Here is a 22,299-nt window from a genome sequence, read left to right on the forward strand (position 1 = left end):
ATATTATACTTAAAAATATTTTTAGTCAATAATAAAAAAGAAATTAATTATGAAAATAAGTTAAAAAAAATACTTTATTAAGAATATATTATACTGGTATAATTAGTGAATCAAAACAATTTATTTTTCTTTCAGTTTAAAGTGAAAGGACTGACAAAATGACAATTCCTTCTAATCCATATATATTAGTATTTGGTGTTTCTATATGTGATATTATCGGATTTACGAAAAAAAATTATCGTCCATATGATTCAAATCCAGGCAGTGTAAAAGTATCGTTTGGTGGTGTTTGCCGTAATATTGCAGAAAATATGGCAAAGATTAACATAAACACAAAGTTTATTTCAGTCATCGGTGATGATATCAATGGAATCAACATGTTAAATCACGCAAAAAACTTGAACATAGATATGGAAGATACATTAATTATTAAAGGTGAATCTACCCCAACCTATTTAGCTATTTTAAATGAAAGCGGAGAAATGGTCTCTGCAGTAGTAGATTTAGATATCACAAACAATTTTACAATGGAGTTTATTGACTCCAAAGCAGAAGTTATTCGAAATGCTGAATATATGGTAGTTGACGCGGATAATCCAAGTATTTTGGCTTATTTATTAACAAATTTCCATAAGGATACAAAATTTATTTTAGATCCAGTTTCTGCTTCAAAAGCTTCAAAAATAAGAGATTATATTCAATATTTTCATACGATTAAACCAAATCGCCATGAAGCTGAAGTATTATGTGGATTTGAAATTACTTCTGTTGAAGATGTACGAAAAGCTGGCAGATATTTTAGAGAATTAGGCGTAACAAATGTTTTCATTAGTTTAGATGCAGAAGGAATTTATTATAATGATGGAGTAGAAGAAGGAATTATCCAAGCAGATGGAGTTTCTGTTGTGAATGTAACAGGAGCGGGAGATGCTTTAGTTGCTGGGATCGGATATGGCTATATGAATAATATGAGCATTATCGAAACCGTTAAATATTCTGTTTCAATGTCTTCTATTACAATCTCACATGTCGATACGATTAACCCGAATATGTGTTGTAACGTTGTAGATCACCATATTAATGAACTTAATTGGGTAGAAATGCAATTTTAGTTGAGAACCTTTTAGTGGGTTCTTTTTTTGTTTTTGATTAGAAAAGGTGCTAGTATTTTAAGGTTAATAGCAGTTAAATTTAAATCTGCAATTAAAATTAGTAAATCAGCAAATATAATAAGTGAAACTGCAAATAAAATTGATGAATTCGCAAATAAAATGATCTAACTGCAAATAAGGCCACAAACAACCTTTAAATAATATAAAAAGGCTGATTTTTTTAAAAAAATGATAATTTTATTAAATCAACAACATAAGAAAAGAACCTCGCTTTATGCAAGGTTCTTTTCCTCATTAAAGAGAGCGTACTAAAATATCTCTAGCACTTTCCTTATCTAAAATTTTGTAACCACCAACTACTGGTTTTACGAAGGATTTTTCTACTAATTCGTCTAAACGTGAGTCGTCAATTTGGTAATCTGCTAATCGGTTTGGTGCACCGATTGAGTTCCAAAAACTTCTTAGTGCTTGGATTCCTTCTTCTGCAACTTGCTTTGTTGTTTTTCCTTCTTCTGAAATTCCAAAAACATTTGTTGCTAGCATTTTAATTCTGCTTGGATCATAGTCTAAGCAGTGGCTTAACCAGTTAGGGAATAGGATTGCTAATCCACCGCCGTGTGGAATATCGTAAATGGCAGATACTGCGTGTTCAATTTGATGTGATGCCCAGTCGCCGCCATCTGTACCATTTAATAATGTATCATTAAAGGCTGTCGTTCCAGCGTACATAATTGTTTCACGTAAATCATAGTTTTCTAAATCCTTAACAAGCTTTCCTCCAGCTTCGATTACAGTAATTAATAAACTTTCGATAAAGCGATCAATCATAGGTGTATTGCTAACACGGTGGAAATATTGCTCTAATGCATGTGACATAATGTCGACAATTCCATAGATTGTTTGATCGATTGGAACCGAGAATGTATAAGAAGGGTCTAATATTGAAAATTTAGGAAAAACGAGTGGATTACTCCATCCTCTTTTTTCATTTACATCCATATTTGATATAACTGATGTGCAGTTCATTTCTGAACCAGTTGCAGCTAAAGTTAAAACAGTACCAAAAGGAGTTGCACTTGTTGGTTGAGATTTTCTAGTAATAACATCCCACACATCTCCTTCATATGGAACGCCTATTGCAATAGCTTTAACACAGTCGATTACACTACCGCCGCCTACAGCTAAAATAAAATCAATTTTTTCATCTCTACAGATTTGAATACCTTTATTCACCGTTGTTATTCTCGGATTTGGTTCAACTCCAGAAAGTTCAAAAATCGTTTTACTACTTAATTGGTTCATAACGTCATCATATACGCCATTTTTTTTAATACTGCCGCCACCATAAACAATCAGGATACGGTTATAATCTTGTACTTCATTTGATAATTGTTCAATTTGATTTTTCCCAAACCATAATTTAGTTGGGTTATGTTGTAAAAATGGAATCAAGGTCTTGCTCCTTCTAGTTGTACTTACTTATTTTTTAGTGTTGTATTTAGCAATTCAGCTTGTTGAATGGCTAATTGATCTTCTACTATTGCTCCAGGTGAATTTCCTGTTCCAATAATATATCCTTCAAGTTTTGCTCCAACAAATTCGAATATATGTTTAAATTGTAAAATTAATGGTAGTGCTTTAATTTTTGGCTGATCGCCACCAACAATTACGACATACATTTTTTTGTTTTTCATTTTTTCAGCGAATTGGAGATCTTTATTACGAAGACTTTGAGACCAACGATCAATAAAGTTTTTCATGTAACCACTCATACCATACCAATATAAAGGTGTTGAAAAAATAATCGTATCATGCTGTAGCATTTCTTTAATAATTTCTTCGTAATCATCATCAATTGGTTGGAAGCCATTGGGCTCGTGTCTTTGGTCGTTAATCGCCTTAATATTTTTATGACGTAATTGCACTTCCGTTTTGGCAACATCTTTTGTAATGAGATTTGTTAGCTGCTCTGTATTTCCGTTTTCCCTAGAACTACCATGAATGATAAACATATTGTTTCCACTCCTTTTTGAGTAAATTATGATTGTAATTATGAATGATTACGATCCTAAAATAAAGTACGTACTAAAAAGTGCCTATAAAACTATTTGGAAAATCTAAGTCTATAGGACTAAGTTTGTTTTTTTTATAACTGATAAATATTTGAACTATAATTTATTTGTATGCTATATTTTATGAACCTTTACTGTTGACTGCAAAATCATTGATAGGACAATAGTTATAATATCCACAAAATATGGTGATTTTGTAGTTTTCATTTGTACTAAAAAAATTGACTAAAATTATCTTAATTTTAATTAAATAGTAATTAGCAATGATGGAGGATATATGAAAGAATATAATATGCCGATTGAAGCAGCGATTGAGGTAATAGGTGGTAAGTGGAAGTGTATTATTCTTTGCCATTTAGAAACAGGTAAAAAAAGAACGAATGAGCTTAGAAAACTGATGCCTAAAATAACTCAAAAAATGTTAACACAGCAATTAAGAGAGTTAGAAGCGGATGGACTAATTAATCGTATTGCTTATGATCAAATTCCGCCTAAAGTGGAATACGAATTAAATGAATACGGTAAATCAATGAAACCAATTTTGGATCTTTTATGTGCATGGGGCGGAAATCATATAAAGAAAAGTAATACGAATTAATCCTAAAAGTTAAAAAATTAAGAAACGACAAAAAATTTATTTAATTGAAAATTTTTTGAAGGAATTTAAAAAGAAGTGTAGAAATATATATTTTAAAGACTACTATATAAATGTAAAATCGGCTCATAAAACGATCATTACATTAATATAGTAGTAAAGGTTGTGTGTTCGTTAGGGAATTTCCCATATATTTCTAAATGGTATTCTTGGCGAATTGTCATCCTTGTTAAGAATTTTTTTTATGCGGTTATTTGTTTTGTAAGCGTTTACTTAACGCTCTTACATAGTTTTTTCTTTTCTTTACAAAAATCGTAATTTATAGGGGGAAATTAAAATGAAACAAGATGAATTAAAACAAACAAATACTAACTATGATGTTTTTCCAGTATCAGATGTTCATCATTTAGAACTATATGTAGGGAACGCGAAACAAACAGCTTATTTCTTCGCAAACACTTTTGGATTTACACCAGTAGCATACTCTGGTTTAGAAACAAAAGTACGTGATAAAGTTTCTTACGTATTAAAAAATGGTACAATTCGTCTAGTTATTACTGGATCTTTAAAAGAAGATACTAAAATTGCTGAGTTTATTAAAAAACATGGCGATGGTGTTAAAGATATCGCTTTATTAGTTGATGATATCGAAGCAGCGTATCAAGGTGCAGTAAGCCGTGGAGCGATTAAAATTTTACCTCCAACTGAAGTTAGTGATGAATATGGTACAGTTAAAAAAGCTGTAATCGGAACTTATGGTGATACAATTCACACATTAATCGAAAAAGGCGACTACAATGGTCCTTTCTTACCAGGATATAAAGATCGTGCTTTCACAATTCCAGTAAATGAAACAGGTTTAATCGCATTAGACCATGTAGTTGGTAACGTTGAAAGAATGGAAGAATGGGTTTCTTATTATGAAAACGTAATGGGATTCCAATCAATGATCCATTTTGACGATGACGATATTAGCACTGAGTATTCTGCATTAATGTCAAAAGTTATGACAAATGGTAGCAGAATTAAATTCCCAATTAATGAACCAGCTGAAGGTAAAAAGAAATCACAAATTCAAGAGTACTTAGACTATAACAATGGACCAGGCGTACAACATATTGCTTTATTAACTGAAGATATCGTTGATACAGTTACTAAGCTTAGAGCTCTAGGTGTAGAATTCTTAAAAACACCAGATACGTATTATGATATGTTAACAGAGCGCGTTGGAAAAATTGATGAAGATATTGAGAAATTAAGAGAATTAAAGATTTTAGTTGACCGTGATGATGAAGGGTATTTATTACAAATCTTTACTCGTCCAATCGTTGACCGTCCAACTTTATTTATTGAAATTATTCAACGTAAAGGTGCTAGAGGATTCGGTGATGGTAACTTTAAAGCATTATTCGAATCAATCGAGCGTGAGCAAGAACTTCGAGGAAATCTATAAGGAGTTGTAACAATGGAAATTAGACCGGATACTTTACCATGGCAAGATGCTTATAAGCTGTTAATTGGTTCAGTGTTGCCTCGTCCGATTGCATTTGTTTCAACTGTAAACTTAGAAGGTGTAGCGAATGTTGCACCTTTTAGTTTCTTTACAGCGATTTGTGCTGACCCGATGTTAGTGTGCTTTGCACCTATGATTAGAGGTACAGACGGCGAGAAAAAAGACACATTAAAAAATATTGAACTGACGAAACGATTCATTATTAATATTGTAAGTGAAGAAATTTGCGAACAAGTTAATAATGCTGCTGCAGATTTTCCGTATGGAGTAGATGAATTTGAACAAGTTGGCCTTACAAAAGTCGATGGGACAACTGTACAAGTTCCTCGAGTAAAAGAAAGTTTAGTAGGACTAGAATGTGAGCTTCATGAGCTATTACATTTTGGTGAGAACAAAGGTGCTGGAAGTTTAGTAATTGGTAAAGTCGTTAATGTTCATATAAATGATGAATTATATGCAGATGGCAAAATCAATACTGAAAAGCTAAATCCAGTTGGCCGCCTTGCTGGACATTCTTACACACGTGCTATTTCTGATACTTTTGCAATTGAAAGAAAAAGGTGAAGGTATGAAATTTATAACTTTTCAATATGATGGTAATGAGCGTGCAGGTTTATTAGTTGAAGATCAAGTAATCGACCTTAATAAAGCTAGTAATGGCCGAATTCCAGCAGATTTACTAACGATTCTAGAAAACTATGATTTATATAAAAATGAAATAGCAGAAATATCAGGAGAAGGTATTCCACTTTCTTCTGTTCAATTGCGAGCACCATTACCAAGACCACAAAGTATCCGTGATTTTTATGCCTTTGAGGAGCATGTAAAAACTGCTCGCGGCAGAAGAGGTCTAGAGATGATACCTGAGTGGTATGACGTACCAGTTTTCTATTTTACGAATCATCGAGCGGTTATTGGACCTGAAGATTATGTAAGCATTCCAACTAATTGCAAAAAGATGGATTTTGAATTAGAAATCGCTTGTATTATCGGTAAAGAAGGTAAAGATATCCCTGTTGAAGAAGCCGATGATTATATTCTTGGCTATACAATTTTGAATGACTGGAGTGCTAGAGATATTCAAGCACATGAAGTAAAAGTTGGCTTAGGTCCATCAAAAGGTAAGGATTTTGCTACTTCTCTAGGACCTTGTATTGTAACAAAAGATGAAATTGAGAAATTCAGAACAGGTAAAAGCTATGATTTGAAGATGACAGCTGCAGTTAATGGAAAAATCATTTCTAGTGGCAATTTTTCTACAATTTATTATTCCGTTCCAGAATTAATTTCTCATGCATCAAAAAATGTAACGCTATATCCAGGTGATGTAATTGGCTCCGGAACGGTTGGAACAGGTTGTATCTTAGAACTTGGTGAAGAAAAACATCGCTGGTTAGAAGATGGAGACGTTGTTGAGTTAAGCATTACTGGTTTAGGTACATTACGAAATACTGTAAGAAAGTGAGGGGAAGCGTGTGTATTATCGTAGTCTAGGTAAGATTCCAAAGAAAAGACATATTCAATTTCGAAAAGAAGATGGGTCATTATACAGAGAGCAGGTAATGGGTACAAAAGGATTTTCAGGCACTCAATCTATTTTATATCATAACCATATGCCTACTTCAGTTAGTGAAACATCATTTTATAAATCACTTCAAATCGAATTTGAAGAACAGACATCATTACAACACCGCCATATTCGTACAAACAATTTAGAGCGTACAGGCGATGCTTTAGAAGGAAGAGTATACGTTTTAGGTAACTCTGATCTATTAATTGCAGTTGCAAACGTAACAGAGGAAAGCAAACATTTTTATCGAAATGGTGAAGGAGATGAAATGTTCTTTGTCCATTACGGTTCAGGTGAAATCCAAACAATGTTCGGAACAATCACGTACCGTAAAGGCGATTATATCATGATCCCTATTGGAACAATTTACAAAGTAGTTCCAAATGATGATACGAAGTTTTTAATTGTTGAGTCTAATAGCCAATTAACAACTCCAAGACGTTATCGAAATGAATATGGCCAAATGCTTGAGCATAGCCCATTTTGCGAACGTGATTTTAGAGGACCAGAAACGTTAGAGACATATGATGAAAAAGGTGAATTTACTGTTTTAACTAGAGCAAGAGGAAACCTTTATAAACATGTCTTAACTCATCATCCATTTGATGTAGTAGGATGGGATGGGTATTTATATCCATGGGCATTTAATATTGAAGATTTCGAACCGATTACAGGAAGAATTCATCAGCCACCACCAGTACATCAAACATTCGAAGGACATAATTTTGTAGTGTGCTCATTTGTTCCAAGGATGTATGATTATCATCCTGAAGCAATTCCGGCACCTTATGTTCACAGTAATGTAAACAGTGATGAAGTCCTTTACTATGTAGAAGGAAACTTTATGAGTAGAAAAGGAATCGAACAAGAGTCTATTACATTACATCCATCAGGTATTCCACATGGACCACATCCAGGTAAAACTGAAGGTAGTATTGGAAAGAAAGAAACATTAGAACTAGCAGTTATGATTGATACATTCAGACCACTTTACGTAGTAAAAGAAGCACATCAATATGAAGATCCGGCTTATATGGGTAGTTGGCTTGAAAAGTAGAGTCTTATGATTCTACTTTTTATTTGAATTTGAAACAAGCTATTTTCAAAATAACGCAGGCAATATGGAACTAGATAATTTGAAATATTCTTGAAAATAGGACTAGATTAACAGCTTAATAATATGATAAACTGACAACATTATACAAAACTTTGAATAAAAGGAGAAATAAGCATGTACGTGAAACCACAAATTTTGACTCTTCAAGCATACACACCAGGAAAGCCAAGTGAAGTAGTCATGCGTGAATATGGTCTAGACAAAGTTGTAAAACTTGCATCAAATGAAAACCCATTCGGATGTTCTCCTAAAGTTTTTGAAGAACTACGTAATGTAGTAAGTAAGTTTGCGATTTATCCAGATGGTGCGACAGAAGAAATTAGTAAGAAACTAGCGAATTTCTTAAATATACAGCCAGATCAATTAATATTCGGAAGTGGTGCTGACGAAGTTATTCAAATGATTAGTCGAGCGTTGCTAACGAAAGAACATAATATTGTACAAGCATCTCAAACTTTTTCACAATATGCTCATCACGCAGTTATAGAAGGTGCTGAAGTAAGACCAGTTCCTTTAGTTAAAGGTGTACACGATTTAGATTCTATGCTTGCACAAGTAGATGCGAATACTAAAATTGTTTGGATTTGTAATCCAAATAACCCAACAGGTACATATATTGGAAGCCGCAAATTAGTCGAGTTTTTAGAAAAAGTACCAAGCACTACTTTTGTAGTTGTTGACGAAGCTTATGTTGAATATGTATCAGCATCAGATTTCCCTGATACAATCTCATTACTAAATAAATTTGAAAATCTAATCGTTTTAAGAACTTTTTCAAAAGCATACGGCCTAGCATCATTCCGAATCGGCTATGGTATCGCAAATAGCAAATTAATTCAAGAATTAAATATTGCTAGACTTCCATTCAACACTTCAATGCTATCTCAAGTAGCAGCAATAGCAGCACTTGAAGACCAAGTCTTTATTAAAAACTGTGTTGAACAAAATAAAAAAGGCATGGATCAATACGAAGAGTTTTTCAACAGTTATGGTATCGAATACTATCCATCTCAAGCAAACTTTATATTTGTGCCACTTGAAAACAGCCAGGAAATCTTTAAGGATTTAGAATCAAAAGGATACATTATCCGTTCTTTCCCTAATGGAATCAGAATTACAATCGGAACTGCTGCTGAAAATGAAGGATTAATCTTACATTTGAAGCCAGCATTAACGAAAAATACTTCTACAATCTAATGAATAAGTAAATCGTCAAAGATGGGGTCTAATACCCTACTATATAGCTAATATAATCACACGAAAAATCCGCTACAAAAAATGGAGCGGATTTTTCTTTTTTATAAAATAGTTGATGTGAGAAAGTAAAATCTCCTTTCCCATTTTATAAACAGCTACTTAAACGAAGAAATAGAGGATAAATACTAACTTATCCTCTATTACTATATTTAATAATTTAGTTATTATACAGTTAAAACTTGAAATGCTTGTCTTAATGCTTCCAATCCATCTTTATAAATCCCATGGAATAGATTGATTACTTCCTCATCAGTTACATCCACAGGAGTAAAACTACCAGACCACTCAACAATTGATTTATTTCGATCTGAATGCTCTTGAACACGTATTGTCGATTGATAGTTTGTAACTGGGAATGGTGCTTTCATTATTGAGTACGTATAAAAACGCTCTTTATCATTGAATGCTTCAAGGTGTTCAACAATTGCATCGCCATCCGGATTTGCCAAACTACGAACACGTCCACCTTCTAATAATTCACTACTTGGGATATATGGTAACCAATCTGGTAGCGAATTGAAACCGCCAATTAATTGCCATACTTTTTCAGGATTTGCTGGAATTTCCATTGTAACGATTGTGTTAGCCATTTTATATCGCTCCTATCATATAGTTATTATTTAATGTCGATTGGTAGTGGTGCATTTTCTGATACTAGTTTTTGTTCTCTCATTTCATGCCAGAATGTAGCTGGAATTACTTCATTTAATGCTGCTTGGTCTTCGGCAATTCGCTCTGGTTTACTTGCACCTGGAATGACTGTTGCAACTGCTGGATTTGCTAATGAGAATTGAAGAGCTGCAGCTTTCACACTGATACCATGTCGATTTGCAATTCCTTTGATTTTCTCAACTTTCGAGATAATTTCAGGTGATGCTTTTTGATACTCGAAGTGAGTTCCACCAGCTAGAATACCTGAGCTATATGGTCCACCAACGATAATATCAACATTTTGTTTAGCAGCTTCAGGCATTAATCGTTGAAGCGCACGATCGTGATCCAAAAGTGTATAACGACCAGCTAATAAACTAACATCGGGTTTGTATTCACCTAATTCTAATGCGATTTCGATTGGTTCTACTTTATTAACACCAAGTCCCCAAGATTTAATAACACCTTCATCTCGTAATTGAGAAAGTACGCGGAAAGCTCCAGTGCGAGCAATTTCAAACTGTGCAATCCAATCGTCACCATAAAAGTCTTGTGCAATATCATGAACATAGACAATGTCTAAACGATCTGTTTTCAAACGATTTAAACTTTGTTCGATTGAACGTAAAGTTGCGTCAGCACTATAATCGTTCACAAGCTTATTCTTACGTCCAAATTCAAAAACTCCACCTTTTTCACCTAAGTCTCGTGCAGAAACGTCTTCTAGTTCATCTAAAATTAAACGTCCCACTTTTGTACTTAAAACATAATCATCACGATTGTATCTTGATAATACTTCTCCAAGGCGGATTTCAGCTAGACCTGCACCATATAGTGGCGCTGTATCAAAGTAGCGAATGCCATTATCCCAAGCTGCTACAACAGTTGCGTATGCTTCCTCATCAGGGATGTTACGGAACATATTTCCGAGTGGGGCAGTTCCAAAACCTAATTTTCCTTGAAATAAGTTATTCTCTTTCATATAAATCCTCCTATATATATTAATCTTCATGTAAAATATGAAGTTAAGTTAAATTTTAGTTAGAGAATAGAAATTAGATGATTAAAGATGACCTCTAAGGAATCTATTCTCTACAGTTGTTATTATGGAATAAATTTATAAAGAAAAAAAGAACGTACTTTAAAGTGCGATAGTAACTTGTATGTTCTATAGGCACATTTTGGTTACATAAGAACTTAGTAGTAATTGTTCATAATTACAATTTGTGACCTGATGGATTAGAACAGATTAAAATCAAAAATGTCATCGTCTGCAATGGACATTAAATGAAATGACTCCGGTTGAGTACCGGAGTCATTTCAAGAAATCTCTTTTTAAGTTTACTCTTTATAGGGAGCAATACATTTTTAAAAACACATGTATTAACTAGGAAATTTTATACCTAATAATTTTTCAATGATTTCCCATATACATTGCTAACTAATATAAATTGGTAGGTGAATAAGGTGGAATATACGTTTCTTGGATTATTGTTAATCATTGTTTTTGTTCTGATTACAACAGTTATTGATAAACTTAATAAATTAGAGAATCGAATGAAAAATATAAAGATTACTTTAGATCAGATTGCTACGGTAATAGAAGTACCCAAACATCCAATTAATAATGAATTGCGAAAACTCATAAATGAAGGAAAAGAAATTCAAGCAATTAGAGAAGTTCGAACTGTTTTAGGACTTTCATTATTAGAAGCTAAACAGTATGTAGATGCTTTAAAAATGTGATTTCTTTTCCTACATATAACGAATAAAAGCAAATAAATTACGAATTGTATTTAGCGAAATCAGAATAGAGTCTGGCATTATTCAATATTTGGTAAAATTTGATTTCGTTCTAGTAAAATCCATAATTGTTCCGTGATTTCTTCTGCGGTAATTGGCATTGATTGAGTGATCCACCATTCAATCACCCCAATTGTTGCAGAAGACCAAAACTGAATAAGGAACTCTTTGTTCATATTTTGATTCAATTCATTTAAATTCAATTGATCTCTCATTCCATCTTTCATTACACTTAATAATTGATTTCTGAATGTGGGAACCCCAGTATTCGTTAACAAAGTATGGTAAAAGAAAGAGTTTTTCTCTAAATAGATAAACGTCCTTAGTAAAGGTGTTTTAGATGGAAAACTTCCGGAGCCTTCAGGCAAACAAGATATTAATAATTCTTTTATCTCTCTTTCTATACATTGCTCTAATAAATCGAATTTGTCTTTGTAATGCAAATAAATTGTCCCTCTATTGACGTCCGCTTTTTCTGCAATTGAATTAATGGTGATACTTTCAAAATCATTCTCCGCCATTAAACTAATTAGTGCATCCTCAATCGCTTTTTTAGATTTTCTGATTCTCTTATCCATAAAATACTCCTTCATTTATCATTTCATATAAGAATTGCTTTAGTAGATTAATTATAATGAACAACTGTCTAAAAAGAAACAAATGTACTTTATTAAACTTTTGTTGAACAAATAGATTTAATTTGTTCATTATTAAACAAAATCAGCTTGATTAACCATTGATACAGCGATCGTCTGTTGCTAAACTTCTAGATATTAGACGTTTGTTCAATAAAAAACAAATGTCCAGTATTATTTCCGTAAATCTTTAGCGATTAAGATTCGATAGAATAGGAGTACTATGATGAAAGTATTAATTTTTGGTGCTGGCGTTTTGGGAAGTTATCTTGCTCACTCTTTAGTAAAAGGAGGGAATGATGTAACTGTTTTAGCTAGAAGTAAAAGATATGAACAATTGAAACAAGATGGACTTGTTATTCGTCATTATTTCCAACGAAAAAATACCGTTGATTCAGTTAACATTATTGATAAACTTGAACAAGACGACTACTACGATCTTATATTTGTCGTAATGAAATATAATCAATTTCCTTCTGTCCTACCGGTATTAGCACAAAATATAAGTAAAAACATCGTGCTTGTTGGGAATAATGCTGATTCGGCAAATATGCAAAGATTCCTAAATGAAAATAGCAACGTCAAAAAGAATATAGCCTTTGGTTTTCAACTTAGTGGAGGGAAACGTGAAGAAAGTGGGCGTATCATTTCGATTCGTGGTGGGGGGCAAATGGTAATCGGTAGTTTGGAAGTTGACATACCTTTTAAAGCAACTTTAGAGAAAGCTTTTAAAGAAGTAAAGTATAAATTAACATATCATGATCATATTGATGGCTGGCTTAAAAGTCACCTCATACCAATTGTTGCGATGAACTCAATCCATTATCTAAATAACTTTGACTTTAAAAAAATAGCAAATGATAAGAATGCATTACTACAGATGATTTCTGCAATGGATGAGGGCTTTATGGTGTTAGAAAAATTGGGATACAAAATTGATCCAGCTTTTCAAGTGAAATTGGTACGTAAATATCGAAATATTGCATACCATGGATTGAAAATATTTCATAAACTTCCAATGAATAATATGATTGAAGGATCCTTTAGTGAGATTGAAGCCATTTATAGAACATTCGATCAGTTACAAAAGGAAGCGAATATTTCAACACCAATTTGGGATGACCTTAAAAAGCAATCGATTGATCAGTATAGAGATGAATTTATACACTAAGGTTTACTTCAGTAATAAGGTATATTATATTTATTGAATAGATTCTCTTTAAAGACAACAAAAGTAGGTGAACAAAGTGGGAAAATATCAATTGGATACGAAAGGTCAGCAAGCTGTTGCAAAGTTTCATGAAAAACAGACGCCTGCCAAATTTGATAAAAAGCAGCAACTTGAAAAAATGCGTGCGGAGTATTTGAAAAATAAGCAAAAAAAAACAGATAAATAATGTGAATGAAGACATAGGAAGACTAAATTCTCCCTATGTTTTTTTATTTGAAGTTTTTTAAAAATTGATAAATGAGTTTATTATTCTCATAAATTTCAGATTCGGCGACAAAAAACTTGTCATCACATATTCATACTCCACTCAATAGAGCAGTAGTTATTTTGGATAAACCAGTAATCTCTAACAGAAATTTTTAAAACATTTGGATACTCACTTAGCGGGATTTAGAGTGTATAATGAAAATATTATCGTAAAATTTGCTAATACACTTATTAGGCAGAATGTGATTTTAAAATACACCAAAACAGTATTGGAGCATTTATGAATAAACTTAAAGAATTTTATTGGGATATGTTATATAGGTTGTTTGGAATTCAGCCTAAAAATGCAGGTTGGACATCATTTTCACCATTGAAAATTGTACCTGAATATACAGTTAACTTGGAAAAAGGTCAAGTTACGGGAGAAGTAAAATATAATGAAAAGTTATACTTGACTGTTATTGTAGATGTTCAAAATGAGAGAACAGTGGTAAAAGGAGGGCTTAGAAGAATTCTTAAACATACAAAACCATTTAAGAAGCATAATTACATAGAAATTATTAAAAATGAGGCTGAATATTTTATTAATAACAAAATAGCTAATCCAAAGAAACACTATGATAAGCTATTCTAATAAGGCATGTGTTAATTGAACAACTCTTAAATTTAATTAAAAGAGATAAAAGCATCATATTTAAAATAGTATAGAAATGCCTCAAATAAATCTAATTCGGAACATTCTGCTCTTTGCTGCTTTACATTGTCTACAATATCCTGAATATCCGCCATATTTAAAACATAACAATAATTATTTTGAACAGCAAATTTAGGTATATCTTCATTGTCATCCAATTCATCTAGATCAATTAAATAACAAGAAGAATTCAAACCCCAATTCTCTCCATTTGGTAAAAATAGAGAGACGTTCCATTGGTAGTCACTTGCATTAATCAATAAATCTCTTAATACCACTAAATTTTTCATGTTTTTTTACCTCGTCAGTTGACCCTTTAATAAAATTATAACATTTCTTAATCCAACTGCTAATTAGTTCAATAATTCGGCGAATAAATATAATCGGTATCGGTATCAATAACAAAATCGATTTCAATTTCATCATTGAAAGGGAACTGTTCAAAACGGAATAAACGACAAAACACATCTGGTAGTTCTCTAATGTCATTTATTATACTTAAAGCCTGTAAATATTTTTGCTTCAATTCTTTTTTAGAACACTTCCTACCTGTAAGTAATGCTTGTGTAAAGTATCCATCAATTTCTACAATCATAATAGTCACGACTGATTGCTAATCAATCAATATAGCTTAAATTTTTAATAGTATTTCCTTCATTTTGTCATATTCTCTTATGCTACTAACCTGCCATTTACTTGAATAGTAAAAAGCTACCGAAGCAGCTTAAAGGTTATTCAACTATTGTATGGGTTAGTTGCATAAGAACAACTAATTAAATATTAATTATCGATAAAAGTTCTTCTTGTGCAATTAGATAATCTTCACCTGATTCTTCATCTAAAACATAGAAACGAATACTTCCATCATCATCTATAAGAGCAAGTGAAAGATCAATTACTAAACATTTGCAATATGGATTTTCAGAATCATTAAGTTCATAACCTGACTTGAATTCAAAAATATACCTTTGATCTTCTTCAATAATATATTCTTTATTTTCAATTGTTAGTTTCAATGTCATCTTTCTCATTATTATGTTCTCCTCTGCTTTTAAGAAGAAATTGGATATTCATTGCTATACTATTGAATTATAAAACGTGTAAATTTGTGATTGAAAATGATAAAACGTTATCTGATTGGTCGATTATTGCTTCACATGACAATGTTAAGTCACTTTCCTCATTATCTATCCAAAGATCCAATTCCATTGCATAACCTTCGCCATAATTGTACTCAATATAGTTAATATTCTTGTAAGCTAAATCAGGTGGAATTGTAAGTGTCCCCCAATAATTTAGTTCTTCTTTAATGTCCTCGATTGCAAGTTCTTTGATTAGTTTGGAACTAATTTTTACAAAATCTTTATTTACTAAATCAAAAACAGTTTCTTTAAGTAATAAACTCAATTTTTCTTTTAAATTCATAATTCCACCACCTATTATGAATTTAATTATACAGTATCTTATTGCACAAAACTGCCATTTACTTTAATAAAAAAGAACAGTCTTTGGCTGCTCTTGATCTTCAACTAATGCACTGCGTTAGTTGAAGTTCTGTTCCTTTTAAGTGGATTGGCTTGAGTTACTCTGTTCTATTTTGAATATAGGTAAAGTCCAAAATCTTGCATAACGGAGGTGTGCCCCATTTGCCGCAACATGGTAGCTATATTGCCACGGTGATATGATCCGTGAGTGACAACGTGAAGTACCGATTCAGATGTAGATGTTTCAAGCAACCCAGCATATGGGTTATCCACCACGATCAACTTTTCATTATCTTCTTGACTGTTCAAAAGTGCTTTGTTTCGTTCTGATAAGTCTAGAAATATTATTTGCATTTCCTCAATACCTTTCGTTTCCACCTGTTCTCTTAATTGATTCGTGAACGCCATTGCTTCATTCATACTTTTACCTGAGAGAATGTCAAACCATGCATAATCTGTGAGATAAATGTGAGACAACACCTTTGATACCGAAGAAAAACCACTCTGAATTTCCTTATGATAAATTTCCTTTGGAAGTTCTTTTAAACGATCAATTATAACTCCATTTGCCCATACGTGGTAGTTGTACATTTTTAATGCTGGGTTCATCATATTAAATCCCCTCCATTTTCACTTGTCTTTTTCCATAATATGTTAATTTTGATACATAAATGATAATTCCTTCACTAGCCACTACCGAAGATATTAAATTAATCCTTATAGAACTATCCTGTCATTTTGCTGAATAAGAAAAAGCGATCTTCTATTGAAGAATCGCAATGCGATAGTTACATAATTAAACAAATGTATTTTTCTGTATTTTTATCAAATATTAACTATACATGTTAATTATAGGAGGGAATTATATTGAAAAACGCTTTTTTAATGATTTTCGCTACAATAACTCTAACAATTTTTAGTTCTAATTCCGCATGTGCTTTATCGTTAAATCAACTTCCCACAGCAAGAAACTCTGACCACTGGAAGGTTACCTTTGATAAGCCAGATATTAATGACGTAAAGCAAAAAAAAGACGTATTCAACGTTTATAGTTTAGACATAAAAAACATTGGAGAGAAAGTTTATGACCCACAAATTGAAGTTTACAGGGATGAACCAAATACAAGCACTATGTATTGGTTATTTACTAGTGGAGTATCTCCCCTAAAACAAGATTTACATCATCAAAACATGCCAGTATCTTCCAATGCTAAAAATATCGAGGTAGTTATTACATGGAGAGAACAACCTTATGAAAAAATGACAACGGGGGAAAAGTACCCAGCAAGAAAATATAAGCAAACATTTGTATTTAAACAAAAATAATTAAAATCATTATTTCTTAACAAAAGGACCAAGTGAAAGGTCCTTTTATTTCGTAAAATACATAAGAAAAAGAACTACTAAATAACACATGATATTGAACTAACGCATCAGTTCGTATTATAAGGTCAACCAGTTAAATTTTCTGGTTGACCATTTTTTATATGGTTTTATGATTAAAGTAGTCGGGGCAGAACGAAGCATCAGTGGGGCTTAGACCCCGTCAACTAAACAGTTCACCCCCTACTTATAGAAACATGCTTTGGGCTGGTTGGGACAAAGATCCCGAATAACAAGCGAACCTATGACACTATAAGGGAGTATTAGGGGAACCGATAAATTTAATAGCTTTAGGAGGAGATAGTTTATGAATCCAGTAGTTGGTCTGGATGTCGCAAAAGGAGAAAGTCAAATACAAGCTTTTTTAGATAGAAAGACTCCTTTTAAAAAAAGTTTTAAGATTTCACATACAGTTGAAGGGTTTAAGCAGCTACATCAATTCTTACAGAGTATTGAAGAAAAAGCCAATACAAAACCAGTATTAATAATGGAATCGACAGGACATTACCATTCTCCAGTTATGCAGTTCTTAGATAGCTTAAATTATATTTACATCGTTATTAATCCATTAATCTCTTATCGAGCTAAAAGTTCGAGTTTAAGAAAGGTTAAGACTGATGTCATCGATGCGTACCACCTCTGCGAGCTGTATTACAAAGAAGAGTTAGAGCCACATAAAAAACGTGGTGCACAGTTACTGAACCTACGAAATTTAACGAGACAGCACGATCATTTAACGGGAATTAGTTCACAGACAAAACTACACTTTTTAGCGATTCTAGATCAAGTGTTTCCTGAATATCGAGGTGTTTTTGGCGACTTGTATTCTAATGTTTCGCTCTTAACTCTACTAGAGTTTCCTTCATCTGAAGCTGTGTTACAAGCAGGTGAAGAACAGCTAGCTAAACGAATCGCATCTTTATGTACTAGTCGTTCTAAACAATGGGCAAAGGAAAGATCTAAGCTTTTAATGACTGCGGCTGAAAAAAATCCGTTTCAAGTAAATCTTTATAGAAGCCTTATTATTTCGCTTGAGATGCATATTAAAATGGTTCTTCAATACAAAGAACATCTATCCAATTTAAAAGCAGAGATAGATGTCCTCGTAAAAGAAATTGAAGAATATACTATCATCCAATCGATTCCAGGTATCGGAAAAAAAATCGCGGCAACGATTATCTCTGAAATTGGTGAAATTGATCGGTTTGATAATCCTAAAAAACTTGTGGCTTACACTGGTGTTGACCCAAGTGTCTTTGAATCTGGTAAATTCACAGCCAGTAGAAACCGAATTACAAAACGTGGTTCTAGTCGATTGAGACATGCGTTATTTATGGCTGTTCGGTGTGCAATTCGTGATAATCGTAAGAGTAAGACAACAGACGAAATCATCCCACGAAATAAGCGAATGCGACAATTTTATGATAAAAAGCGTGAAGAAGGAAAACCATTTAGAGTAACAGTTATTGCTTGTGTGAACAAACTATTACATTGGATTTATGCCCTGTTAAAAAGCAAAACGACTTTCCAAGACCTAGCTTAAAATCTGAATCAGCTCAATTACCATAATCTTCCAATTTTTGAATAAGTGGAAGATTATTTGGCATGTCAAAAATAGTATAACATGAGTCACATATTTTTTTTATTGAAAATTATTGACAAACTATTAGCTGGTTTAGTTACCTAAGATTACATCTTGCTAAGTTCGAACCATTTTTCATATTAGTGATGTTTTTTTGCAAAAAATGATTTTTTCACAGAAATTGTGTAGAACAAAATGAAAAAGGTAAAAATCATATTTCCAATGTAAGGTTGTTGATTATGTTGTATGGATAAATTCAAACTTATACTTCCGAAAAGTAAAGAATACGAAATCATAAACCAAAATCCCCATTTTTTTAGCCTAATATAACCAAATATCATCATCAAAGTTATAAAAGCTACTATCACTCTAAATAATGGTTCAGATACATTTGAAACTCCAAACCTTTCAGCTATGCCAATCGAGTCAGTAGATGTATTATAAAAAACGGAACTAATTATTAGAACTATGGCACCAAAAATATAAAAATAGCTAATCACTGAAATACCTAAAGGTTTTTTCAATAATTCCGCCTCCTAATATTATTTATAACTATTATAATCCATATAATGGTAAATTTGTGAAAAGCCTTATTGAACGATACTTCGAAATATAAAAAAGTACTGATCACTCAGCACTTTTTTGTTAAACTAATCTATTGCGCAAGTTGCATAATAAGTTGGTACTTTTACGTAAATACCTATTTCTTAGTAGAGGTATTCTTTCTAAATATACCATAAAGAAAAAGTGCGACTCCTCCTCCAAAAGCGCCAGCAAAATGAGAACTTCTTAAAGTATCATTCAAAATAAACGCTGTCACTAAAAAAGCAAGTACAAACGAAATACTCAATAAAAAATTTGTTAAATAATATTTACTTGAAAGCATGATTTACTCCAATCTTTTTATTCTCTCTAAATAAGTTCCATATTTTTACAGCAAGTCCTTCTTCAACTAAAGCAATGCGTCAGTTGAAATAGGAAACAGTATAATAATCCTTCATATAATTACCGATTTAATAAATAATCTCCTATTCGAACTAAATATAATTTAAAATCTTGTGGTATAACATAACAAAAATGATTTACCAAACTTATTAAGAGTTATTTACTAATGAAGGAGATATTGATGGTAGTTCCTATCACCATGCAAACTTTCCAATATCGGTAAAAGCTAAAGTATTTAAAGTGGACATTACTTGGGAAAAAACAATAAAAGGAAATCAAACTAGACATTTTAAAGAAACATTTGTTTTTCATCAAAAATAATTTATACAAAAAGAGGAAAATCATAGGATCTTCCTCTTTTTGTAGTTTAACTTATGCAATGCGATTGTTGAATAAGAAATCAAGTATGTTCTTAATACAAATTCGTTTTATTGCGTGTTAAATTTGTTTAAACATTTTTATGTTGTTAAAAGATTGAGCATTCCAATCTTTTGCCCACCAACCAATTTGATAAGTATCTCCAGCTTTGAAATTTTTGATTCCAAATGATTTAATTTGCTCATCTGTAAGACGTAACATAGAATTTTTGAGGTTAATTGCTCTGAAATATACCCAACCATCTTTGGTTGAACTTACTTCAAATTTTTCATAGACGATGTTATGACCATCTCCAATTTCTTTCATTTTTATAGGAGCCCCATTTTCACTAGGTTTTAGTTGTGTAGGGCTAACATCGTTCTGTTTATTTGAAACTTGTGGTTTCTTAACAACTACATCTTTCTTTTCTTCATTTGAACAACCACCAGCTAAAATTGCAGTGATTGATAATACTAATACTAATTTCTTCATATGTATTCCCCTTTATATCTAGTAATATAAATATTTTACCATTAAATCCCATATTCTAATTCTACTATCCTGCCATTTTGTTGATAAGAAAAGTAAGATTTAAAAGAAAATTGCTAGAAACAAGCCCGGATAAGTTACTGATAGATCTCAATTACGAGCGAGCTAAACCTTGAGTCAAATGAAGAAATCAAATAAGTAAAACTAAACACAGGTGTCAAATCCAAATGGGAATTTATGGTATAATTAATAAAAAAGGTGTGCCTATATGACAACAGTAATTGTATTTATTTATATAACTGCAATACTTGTATCAATCTTTTTTGTTGGTCCTTTTGCACCATTAGTGGGCCTTGCGATTGGAATTCCTATACATATACTTATTTTACTTGTTAAAATCCATAAAAAACTAAATGAGATAGAGAGTAAACTAGAATAAGAATGAACTGATACATGCTTAAGTTGTACAAGACCTGACAGCTTTGTATACAGAGTGTAAGCTTACAGTATTCTTTAACTAATTCAACTAAAAAAAATATAAGAAATGAAATGAATAATAATAATTTAAAGATAGTTGGCTTTATAAGAAATTAAAGGTTCAAGATATAGATAAATAATTTAATAGAAAGAAGGAATAAAATATTATGATGAGTTCTCTGATTGGATTTGTAATTTTTATTGGTATTTTTTTAGTATTTGATGCTGTTAGAAAATTGAATAACAATGTCATTGCACAGACCGAAGAAATAAAAAAATTACATGAACGTTTAAAATAAGAGATCCTATTGTGTTAATTGAACTTTATGCTTAACCAACCCAAACATACGTTAATTCAAGATTACTAATATATTATTTTTAATCAAAATGAGAGGTGGAGGAGTTTGTTTGTATAACGATTTGACACTACGAATTAGACCTATTAATGAAGAAGATTTATTTTCACTTTGGACTATAACGTATAAAGAAAGTTCACCAGAGTGGAAGAAATGGGATGCTCCATATTTTGAACACAAAGCTGTTACTTTTGAAGACTCTTTAAAAAATAAGAATACTATTGTAAACCAAGAGGATAAATGGATTATTGAGGTAGATGGAAATGTCATTGGAACGGTGAGCTACTATTGGGAACATAAACCATCTAATTGGCTTGAGATGGGAATTGGTATTTATGATCCAAAATATTGGAGTGGAGGTTTTGGTACTAGAGCTCTAAAACTTTGGATTAGCCATCTATTTAATACATTGCCACTTGTGCGTGTAGGTTACACTACATGGTCTGGAAATCATCGTATGATTACGGTTGGAGAAAAATTAGGAATGACGATGGAAGCACGATTAAGAAAATGTCGTTTCTATGATGGAACATATTATGACTCGATTCGTATGGGGTTATTACGGGAAGAGTGGAATGATTTCATAGAAAAAGATAGATTAATTGAAGTTCAGGAAAAATGATGTTTACATGAAAATGAAATTTCTTTTTCAACTAAAACATGCACTTGTTAAAGAATAGGATTTAAAATTTTTTATTTCCTTTTAAAATATTAAGAATGAAGTCAGATTCCTAACAATTTGGAATCTGACTTTTTTATTTAATTCTTT

At 32.0% G+C, this 22,299-nt stretch carries 29 protein-coding genes; 16 read left to right on the forward strand and 13 right to left on the reverse strand.

Going from position 1 to position 22,299, the window contains the following annotated elements:
- The first annotated feature begins 158 nt into the window (after positions 1 to 158).
- Positions 159 to 1,112, forward strand: coding sequence for a carbohydrate kinase family protein (locus AB1282_RS14605; protein WP_429899383.1), 954 nt, complete (start codon positions 159 to 161; stop codon positions 1,110 to 1,112).
- 27 nt (positions 1,113 to 1,139) lie between these two features.
- A complete protein-coding gene (locus tag AB1282_RS14610) occupies positions 1,140 to 1,280 on the forward strand; it encodes a hypothetical protein (RefSeq protein ID WP_156339665.1) in 141 nt (46 codons plus the stop codon).
- Between the two features lie 126 nt (positions 1,281 to 1,406).
- On the opposite strand, the gene AB1282_RS14615 is transcribed toward AB1282_RS14610, so the two are convergent.
- Positions 1,407 to 2,564, reverse strand: coding sequence for an iron-containing alcohol dehydrogenase (locus tag AB1282_RS14615; protein WP_429899384.1), 1,158 nt, complete (start codon positions 2,562 to 2,564; stop codon positions 1,407 to 1,409).
- 23 nt (positions 2,565 to 2,587) lie between these two features.
- Positions 2,588 to 3,124, reverse strand: coding sequence for a flavodoxin family protein (locus AB1282_RS14620; protein ID WP_429899385.1), 537 nt, complete (start codon positions 3,122 to 3,124; stop codon positions 2,588 to 2,590).
- 337 nt (positions 3,125 to 3,461) lie between these two features.
- Here AB1282_RS14620 and AB1282_RS14625 point away from each other — a divergent pair, with 337 nt between their 5' ends.
- The 6 genes from AB1282_RS14625 (at position 3,462) to hisC (ending at position 9,176) form a co-directional block, all read left to right on the forward strand.
- On the forward strand, positions 3,462 to 3,782 hold the full coding sequence (locus tag AB1282_RS14625) for a winged helix-turn-helix transcriptional regulator (RefSeq protein ID WP_390310509.1): 321 nt from the start codon (positions 3,462 to 3,464) through the stop codon (positions 3,780 to 3,782).
- Positions 3,783 to 4,116: 334 nt separating this feature from the next.
- The gene (hppD, locus tag AB1282_RS14630) at positions 4,117 to 5,232 is read left to right on the forward strand and encodes a 4-hydroxyphenylpyruvate dioxygenase (RefSeq protein ID WP_056470680.1); all 1,116 of its coding nucleotides are present in this window, start codon (positions 4,117 to 4,119) and stop codon (positions 5,230 to 5,232) included.
- Between the two features lie 12 nt (positions 5,233 to 5,244).
- Positions 5,245 to 5,856, forward strand: a complete 612-nt coding sequence (locus AB1282_RS14635) for a flavin reductase family protein (protein ID WP_056470678.1) — start codon at positions 5,245 to 5,247, stop codon at positions 5,854 to 5,856.
- A 4-nt stretch (positions 5,857 to 5,860) separates the two neighbouring features.
- Positions 5,861 to 6,757: a fumarylacetoacetate hydrolase family protein gene (locus AB1282_RS14640; protein ID WP_056470676.1), complete on the forward strand. Its 897-nt coding sequence runs from the start codon at positions 5,861 to 5,863 to the stop codon at positions 6,755 to 6,757.
- A 10-nt stretch (positions 6,758 to 6,767) separates the two neighbouring features.
- Positions 6,768 to 7,919, forward strand: coding sequence for a homogentisate 1,2-dioxygenase (locus AB1282_RS14645; RefSeq protein ID WP_056470674.1), 1,152 nt, complete (start codon positions 6,768 to 6,770; stop codon positions 7,917 to 7,919).
- A 174-nt stretch (positions 7,920 to 8,093) separates the two neighbouring features.
- Positions 8,094 to 9,176, forward strand: a complete 1,083-nt coding sequence (gene hisC / locus AB1282_RS14650) for a histidinol-phosphate transaminase (protein WP_056470673.1) — start codon at positions 8,094 to 8,096, stop codon at positions 9,174 to 9,176.
- Between the two features lie 224 nt (positions 9,177 to 9,400).
- Here hisC and AB1282_RS14655 read toward each other — a convergent pair whose 3' ends face one another.
- Positions 9,401 to 9,826, reverse strand: coding sequence for an SRPBCC family protein (locus tag AB1282_RS14655; protein ID WP_429899386.1), 426 nt, complete (start codon positions 9,824 to 9,826; stop codon positions 9,401 to 9,403).
- Between the two features lie 26 nt (positions 9,827 to 9,852).
- Positions 9,853 to 10,869, reverse strand: coding sequence for an aldo/keto reductase (locus tag AB1282_RS14660; RefSeq protein WP_056470667.1), 1,017 nt, complete (start codon positions 10,867 to 10,869; stop codon positions 9,853 to 9,855).
- A 485-nt stretch (positions 10,870 to 11,354) separates the two neighbouring features.
- On the opposite strand from AB1282_RS14660, the gene AB1282_RS14665 reads away from it, so the two are divergent.
- Positions 11,355 to 11,633 carry a hypothetical protein gene (locus AB1282_RS14665; protein WP_429899387.1) on the forward strand — a complete coding sequence of 93 codons (279 nt, stop codon included), beginning with the start codon at positions 11,355 to 11,357 and terminating at the stop codon, positions 11,631 to 11,633.
- A gap of 77 nt (positions 11,634 to 11,710) precedes the next feature.
- Here the strand turns inward: AB1282_RS14665 and AB1282_RS14670 are convergent, their stop codons facing one another.
- Positions 11,711 to 12,268, reverse strand: coding sequence for a TetR/AcrR family transcriptional regulator (locus AB1282_RS14670; RefSeq protein WP_390310494.1), 558 nt, complete (start codon positions 12,266 to 12,268; stop codon positions 11,711 to 11,713).
- A gap of 283 nt (positions 12,269 to 12,551) precedes the next feature.
- Between AB1282_RS14670 and AB1282_RS14675 the strand changes: the two genes are divergently transcribed.
- The 3 genes from AB1282_RS14675 (at position 12,552) to AB1282_RS14685 (ending at position 14,397) form a co-directional block, all read left to right on the forward strand.
- Positions 12,552 to 13,496 (forward strand): ketopantoate reductase family protein, encoded by a 945-nt coding sequence (locus AB1282_RS14675; RefSeq protein ID WP_429899388.1) that lies wholly within the window; start codon positions 12,552 to 12,554, stop codon positions 13,494 to 13,496.
- A 76-nt stretch (positions 13,497 to 13,572) separates the two neighbouring features.
- Positions 13,573 to 13,722, forward strand: a complete 150-nt coding sequence (locus AB1282_RS14680) for a hypothetical protein (RefSeq protein ID WP_056470655.1) — start codon at positions 13,573 to 13,575, stop codon at positions 13,720 to 13,722.
- Between the two features lie 321 nt (positions 13,723 to 14,043).
- Positions 14,044 to 14,397, forward strand: a complete 354-nt coding sequence (locus tag AB1282_RS14685) for a hypothetical protein (protein WP_429899389.1) — start codon at positions 14,044 to 14,046, stop codon at positions 14,395 to 14,397.
- A 32-nt stretch (positions 14,398 to 14,429) separates the two neighbouring features.
- Here AB1282_RS14685 and AB1282_RS14690 read toward each other — a convergent pair whose 3' ends face one another.
- From AB1282_RS14690 to AB1282_RS14710, 5 genes are all read right to left on the reverse strand, one after another.
- Entirely contained in the window at positions 14,430 to 14,747 is a 318-nt protein-coding gene (locus AB1282_RS14690) for a DUF7716 domain-containing protein (protein ID WP_056470650.1), read from the reverse strand.
- A gap of 68 nt (positions 14,748 to 14,815) precedes the next feature.
- Positions 14,816 to 15,052, reverse strand: a complete 237-nt coding sequence (locus AB1282_RS14695) for a hypothetical protein (protein WP_056470646.1) — start codon at positions 15,050 to 15,052, stop codon at positions 14,816 to 14,818.
- A 178-nt stretch (positions 15,053 to 15,230) separates the two neighbouring features.
- The gene (locus tag AB1282_RS14700) at positions 15,231 to 15,488 is read right to left on the reverse strand and encodes a hypothetical protein (RefSeq protein ID WP_056470642.1); all 258 of its coding nucleotides are present in this window, start codon (positions 15,486 to 15,488) and stop codon (positions 15,231 to 15,233) included.
- 58 nt (positions 15,489 to 15,546) lie between these two features.
- Positions 15,547 to 15,882 carry a DUF7668 domain-containing protein gene (locus AB1282_RS14705; protein WP_056470639.1) on the reverse strand — a complete coding sequence of 112 codons (336 nt, stop codon included), beginning with the start codon at positions 15,880 to 15,882 and terminating at the stop codon, positions 15,547 to 15,549.
- A gap of 167 nt (positions 15,883 to 16,049) precedes the next feature.
- Complete coding sequence (locus AB1282_RS14710; RefSeq protein ID WP_056470637.1) at positions 16,050 to 16,553, reverse strand: DinB family protein; 504 nt, start codon at positions 16,551 to 16,553, stop codon at positions 16,050 to 16,052.
- 255 nt (positions 16,554 to 16,808) lie between these two features.
- On the opposite strand from AB1282_RS14710, the gene AB1282_RS14715 reads away from it, so the two are divergent.
- A complete protein-coding gene (locus AB1282_RS14715; RefSeq protein WP_335475012.1) occupies positions 16,809 to 17,267 on the forward strand; it encodes a hypothetical protein in 459 nt (152 codons plus the stop codon).
- 364 nt (positions 17,268 to 17,631) lie between these two features.
- A complete protein-coding gene (locus AB1282_RS14720) occupies positions 17,632 to 18,867 on the forward strand; it encodes an IS110 family transposase (RefSeq protein ID WP_429899390.1) in 1,236 nt (411 codons plus the stop codon).
- 179 nt (positions 18,868 to 19,046) lie between these two features.
- Here AB1282_RS14720 and AB1282_RS14725 read toward each other — a convergent pair whose 3' ends face one another.
- The 3 genes from AB1282_RS14725 to AB1282_RS14735 form a co-directional block, all read right to left on the reverse strand.
- Positions 19,047 to 19,430: a hypothetical protein gene (locus AB1282_RS14725; protein ID WP_056470632.1), complete on the reverse strand. Its 384-nt coding sequence runs from the start codon at positions 19,428 to 19,430 to the stop codon at positions 19,047 to 19,049.
- A gap of 176 nt (positions 19,431 to 19,606) precedes the next feature.
- Positions 19,607 to 19,792, reverse strand: a complete 186-nt coding sequence (locus tag AB1282_RS14730; RefSeq protein WP_056470630.1) for a hypothetical protein — start codon at positions 19,790 to 19,792, stop codon at positions 19,607 to 19,609.
- A 497-nt stretch (positions 19,793 to 20,289) separates the two neighbouring features.
- On the reverse strand, positions 20,290 to 20,700 hold the full coding sequence (locus tag AB1282_RS14735) for a hypothetical protein (protein ID WP_056470627.1): 411 nt from the start codon (positions 20,698 to 20,700) through the stop codon (positions 20,290 to 20,292).
- A 265-nt stretch (positions 20,701 to 20,965) separates the two neighbouring features.
- Here AB1282_RS14735 and AB1282_RS14740 point away from each other — a divergent pair, with 265 nt between their 5' ends.
- A complete protein-coding gene (locus tag AB1282_RS14740) occupies positions 20,966 to 21,136 on the forward strand; it encodes a hypothetical protein (RefSeq protein ID WP_156339664.1) in 171 nt (56 codons plus the stop codon).
- Positions 21,137 to 21,582: 446 nt separating this feature from the next.
- Entirely contained in the window at positions 21,583 to 22,152 is a 570-nt protein-coding gene (locus AB1282_RS14745; protein ID WP_429899391.1) for a GNAT family N-acetyltransferase, read from the forward strand.
- Positions 22,153 to 22,299: the final 147 nt, after the last annotated feature.

Source organism: Gottfriedia sp. S16(2024) (assembly GCF_050473765.1).
GTDB lineage: Bacteria > Bacillota > Bacilli > Bacillales > Bacillaceae_G > Gottfriedia.

What these genes read in the sequence shown, in the direction of transcription:
- AB1282_RS14605 (WP_429899383.1), top strand. Translation starts at nt 159, where the DNA reads ATGACAATTCCTTCTAATCCATATATATTAGTATTTGGTGTTTCTATA.
- AB1282_RS14620 (WP_429899385.1), bottom strand. Translation starts at nt 3,124, where the DNA reads ATGTTTATCATTCATGGTAGTTCTAGGGAAAACGGAAATACAGAGCAG.
- AB1282_RS14625 (WP_390310509.1), top strand. Translation starts at nt 3,462, where the DNA reads ATGAAAGAATATAATATGCCGATTGAAGCAGCGATTGAGGTAATAGGT.
- hppD (WP_056470680.1), top strand. Translation starts at nt 4,117, where the DNA reads ATGAAACAAGATGAATTAAAACAAACAAATACTAACTATGATGTTTTT.
- AB1282_RS14635 (WP_056470678.1), top strand. Translation starts at nt 5,245, where the DNA reads ATGGAAATTAGACCGGATACTTTACCATGGCAAGATGCTTATAAGCTG.
- AB1282_RS14640 (WP_056470676.1), top strand. Translation starts at nt 5,861, where the DNA reads ATGAAATTTATAACTTTTCAATATGATGGTAATGAGCGTGCAGGTTTA.
- hisC (WP_056470673.1), top strand. Translation starts at nt 8,094, where the DNA reads ATGTACGTGAAACCACAAATTTTGACTCTTCAAGCATACACACCAGGA.
- AB1282_RS14655 (WP_429899386.1), bottom strand. Translation starts at nt 9,826, where the DNA reads ATGGCTAACACAATCGTTACAATGGAAATTCCAGCAAATCCTGAAAAA.
- AB1282_RS14660 (WP_056470667.1), bottom strand. Translation starts at nt 10,869, where the DNA reads ATGAAAGAGAATAACTTATTTCAAGGAAAATTAGGTTTTGGAACTGCC.
- AB1282_RS14670 (WP_390310494.1), bottom strand. Translation starts at nt 12,268, where the DNA reads ATGGATAAGAGAATCAGAAAATCTAAAAAAGCGATTGAGGATGCACTA.
- AB1282_RS14675 (WP_429899388.1), top strand. Translation starts at nt 12,552, where the DNA reads ATGAAAGTATTAATTTTTGGTGCTGGCGTTTTGGGAAGTTATCTTGCT.
- AB1282_RS14685 (WP_429899389.1), top strand. Translation starts at nt 14,044, where the DNA reads ATGAATAAACTTAAAGAATTTTATTGGGATATGTTATATAGGTTGTTT.
- AB1282_RS14690 (WP_056470650.1), bottom strand. Translation starts at nt 14,747, where the DNA reads ATGAAAAATTTAGTGGTATTAAGAGATTTATTGATTAATGCAAGTGAC.
- AB1282_RS14695 (WP_056470646.1), bottom strand. Translation starts at nt 15,052, where the DNA reads ATGATTGTAGAAATTGATGGATACTTTACACAAGCATTACTTACAGGT.
- AB1282_RS14700 (WP_056470642.1), bottom strand. Translation starts at nt 15,488, where the DNA reads ATGAGAAAGATGACATTGAAACTAACAATTGAAAATAAAGAATATATT.
- AB1282_RS14705 (WP_056470639.1), bottom strand. Translation starts at nt 15,882, where the DNA reads ATGAATTTAAAAGAAAAATTGAGTTTATTACTTAAAGAAACTGTTTTT.
- AB1282_RS14710 (WP_056470637.1), bottom strand. Translation starts at nt 16,553, where the DNA reads ATGATGAACCCAGCATTAAAAATGTACAACTACCACGTATGGGCAAAT.
- AB1282_RS14720 (WP_429899390.1), top strand. Translation starts at nt 17,632, where the DNA reads ATGAATCCAGTAGTTGGTCTGGATGTCGCAAAAGGAGAAAGTCAAATA.
- AB1282_RS14730 (WP_056470630.1), bottom strand. Translation starts at nt 19,792, where the DNA reads ATGCTTTCAAGTAAATATTATTTAACAAATTTTTTATTGAGTATTTCG.
- AB1282_RS14735 (WP_056470627.1), bottom strand. Translation starts at nt 20,700, where the DNA reads ATGAAGAAATTAGTATTAGTATTATCAATCACTGCAATTTTAGCTGGT.
- AB1282_RS14740 (WP_156339664.1), top strand. Translation starts at nt 20,966, where the DNA reads ATGACAACAGTAATTGTATTTATTTATATAACTGCAATACTTGTATCA.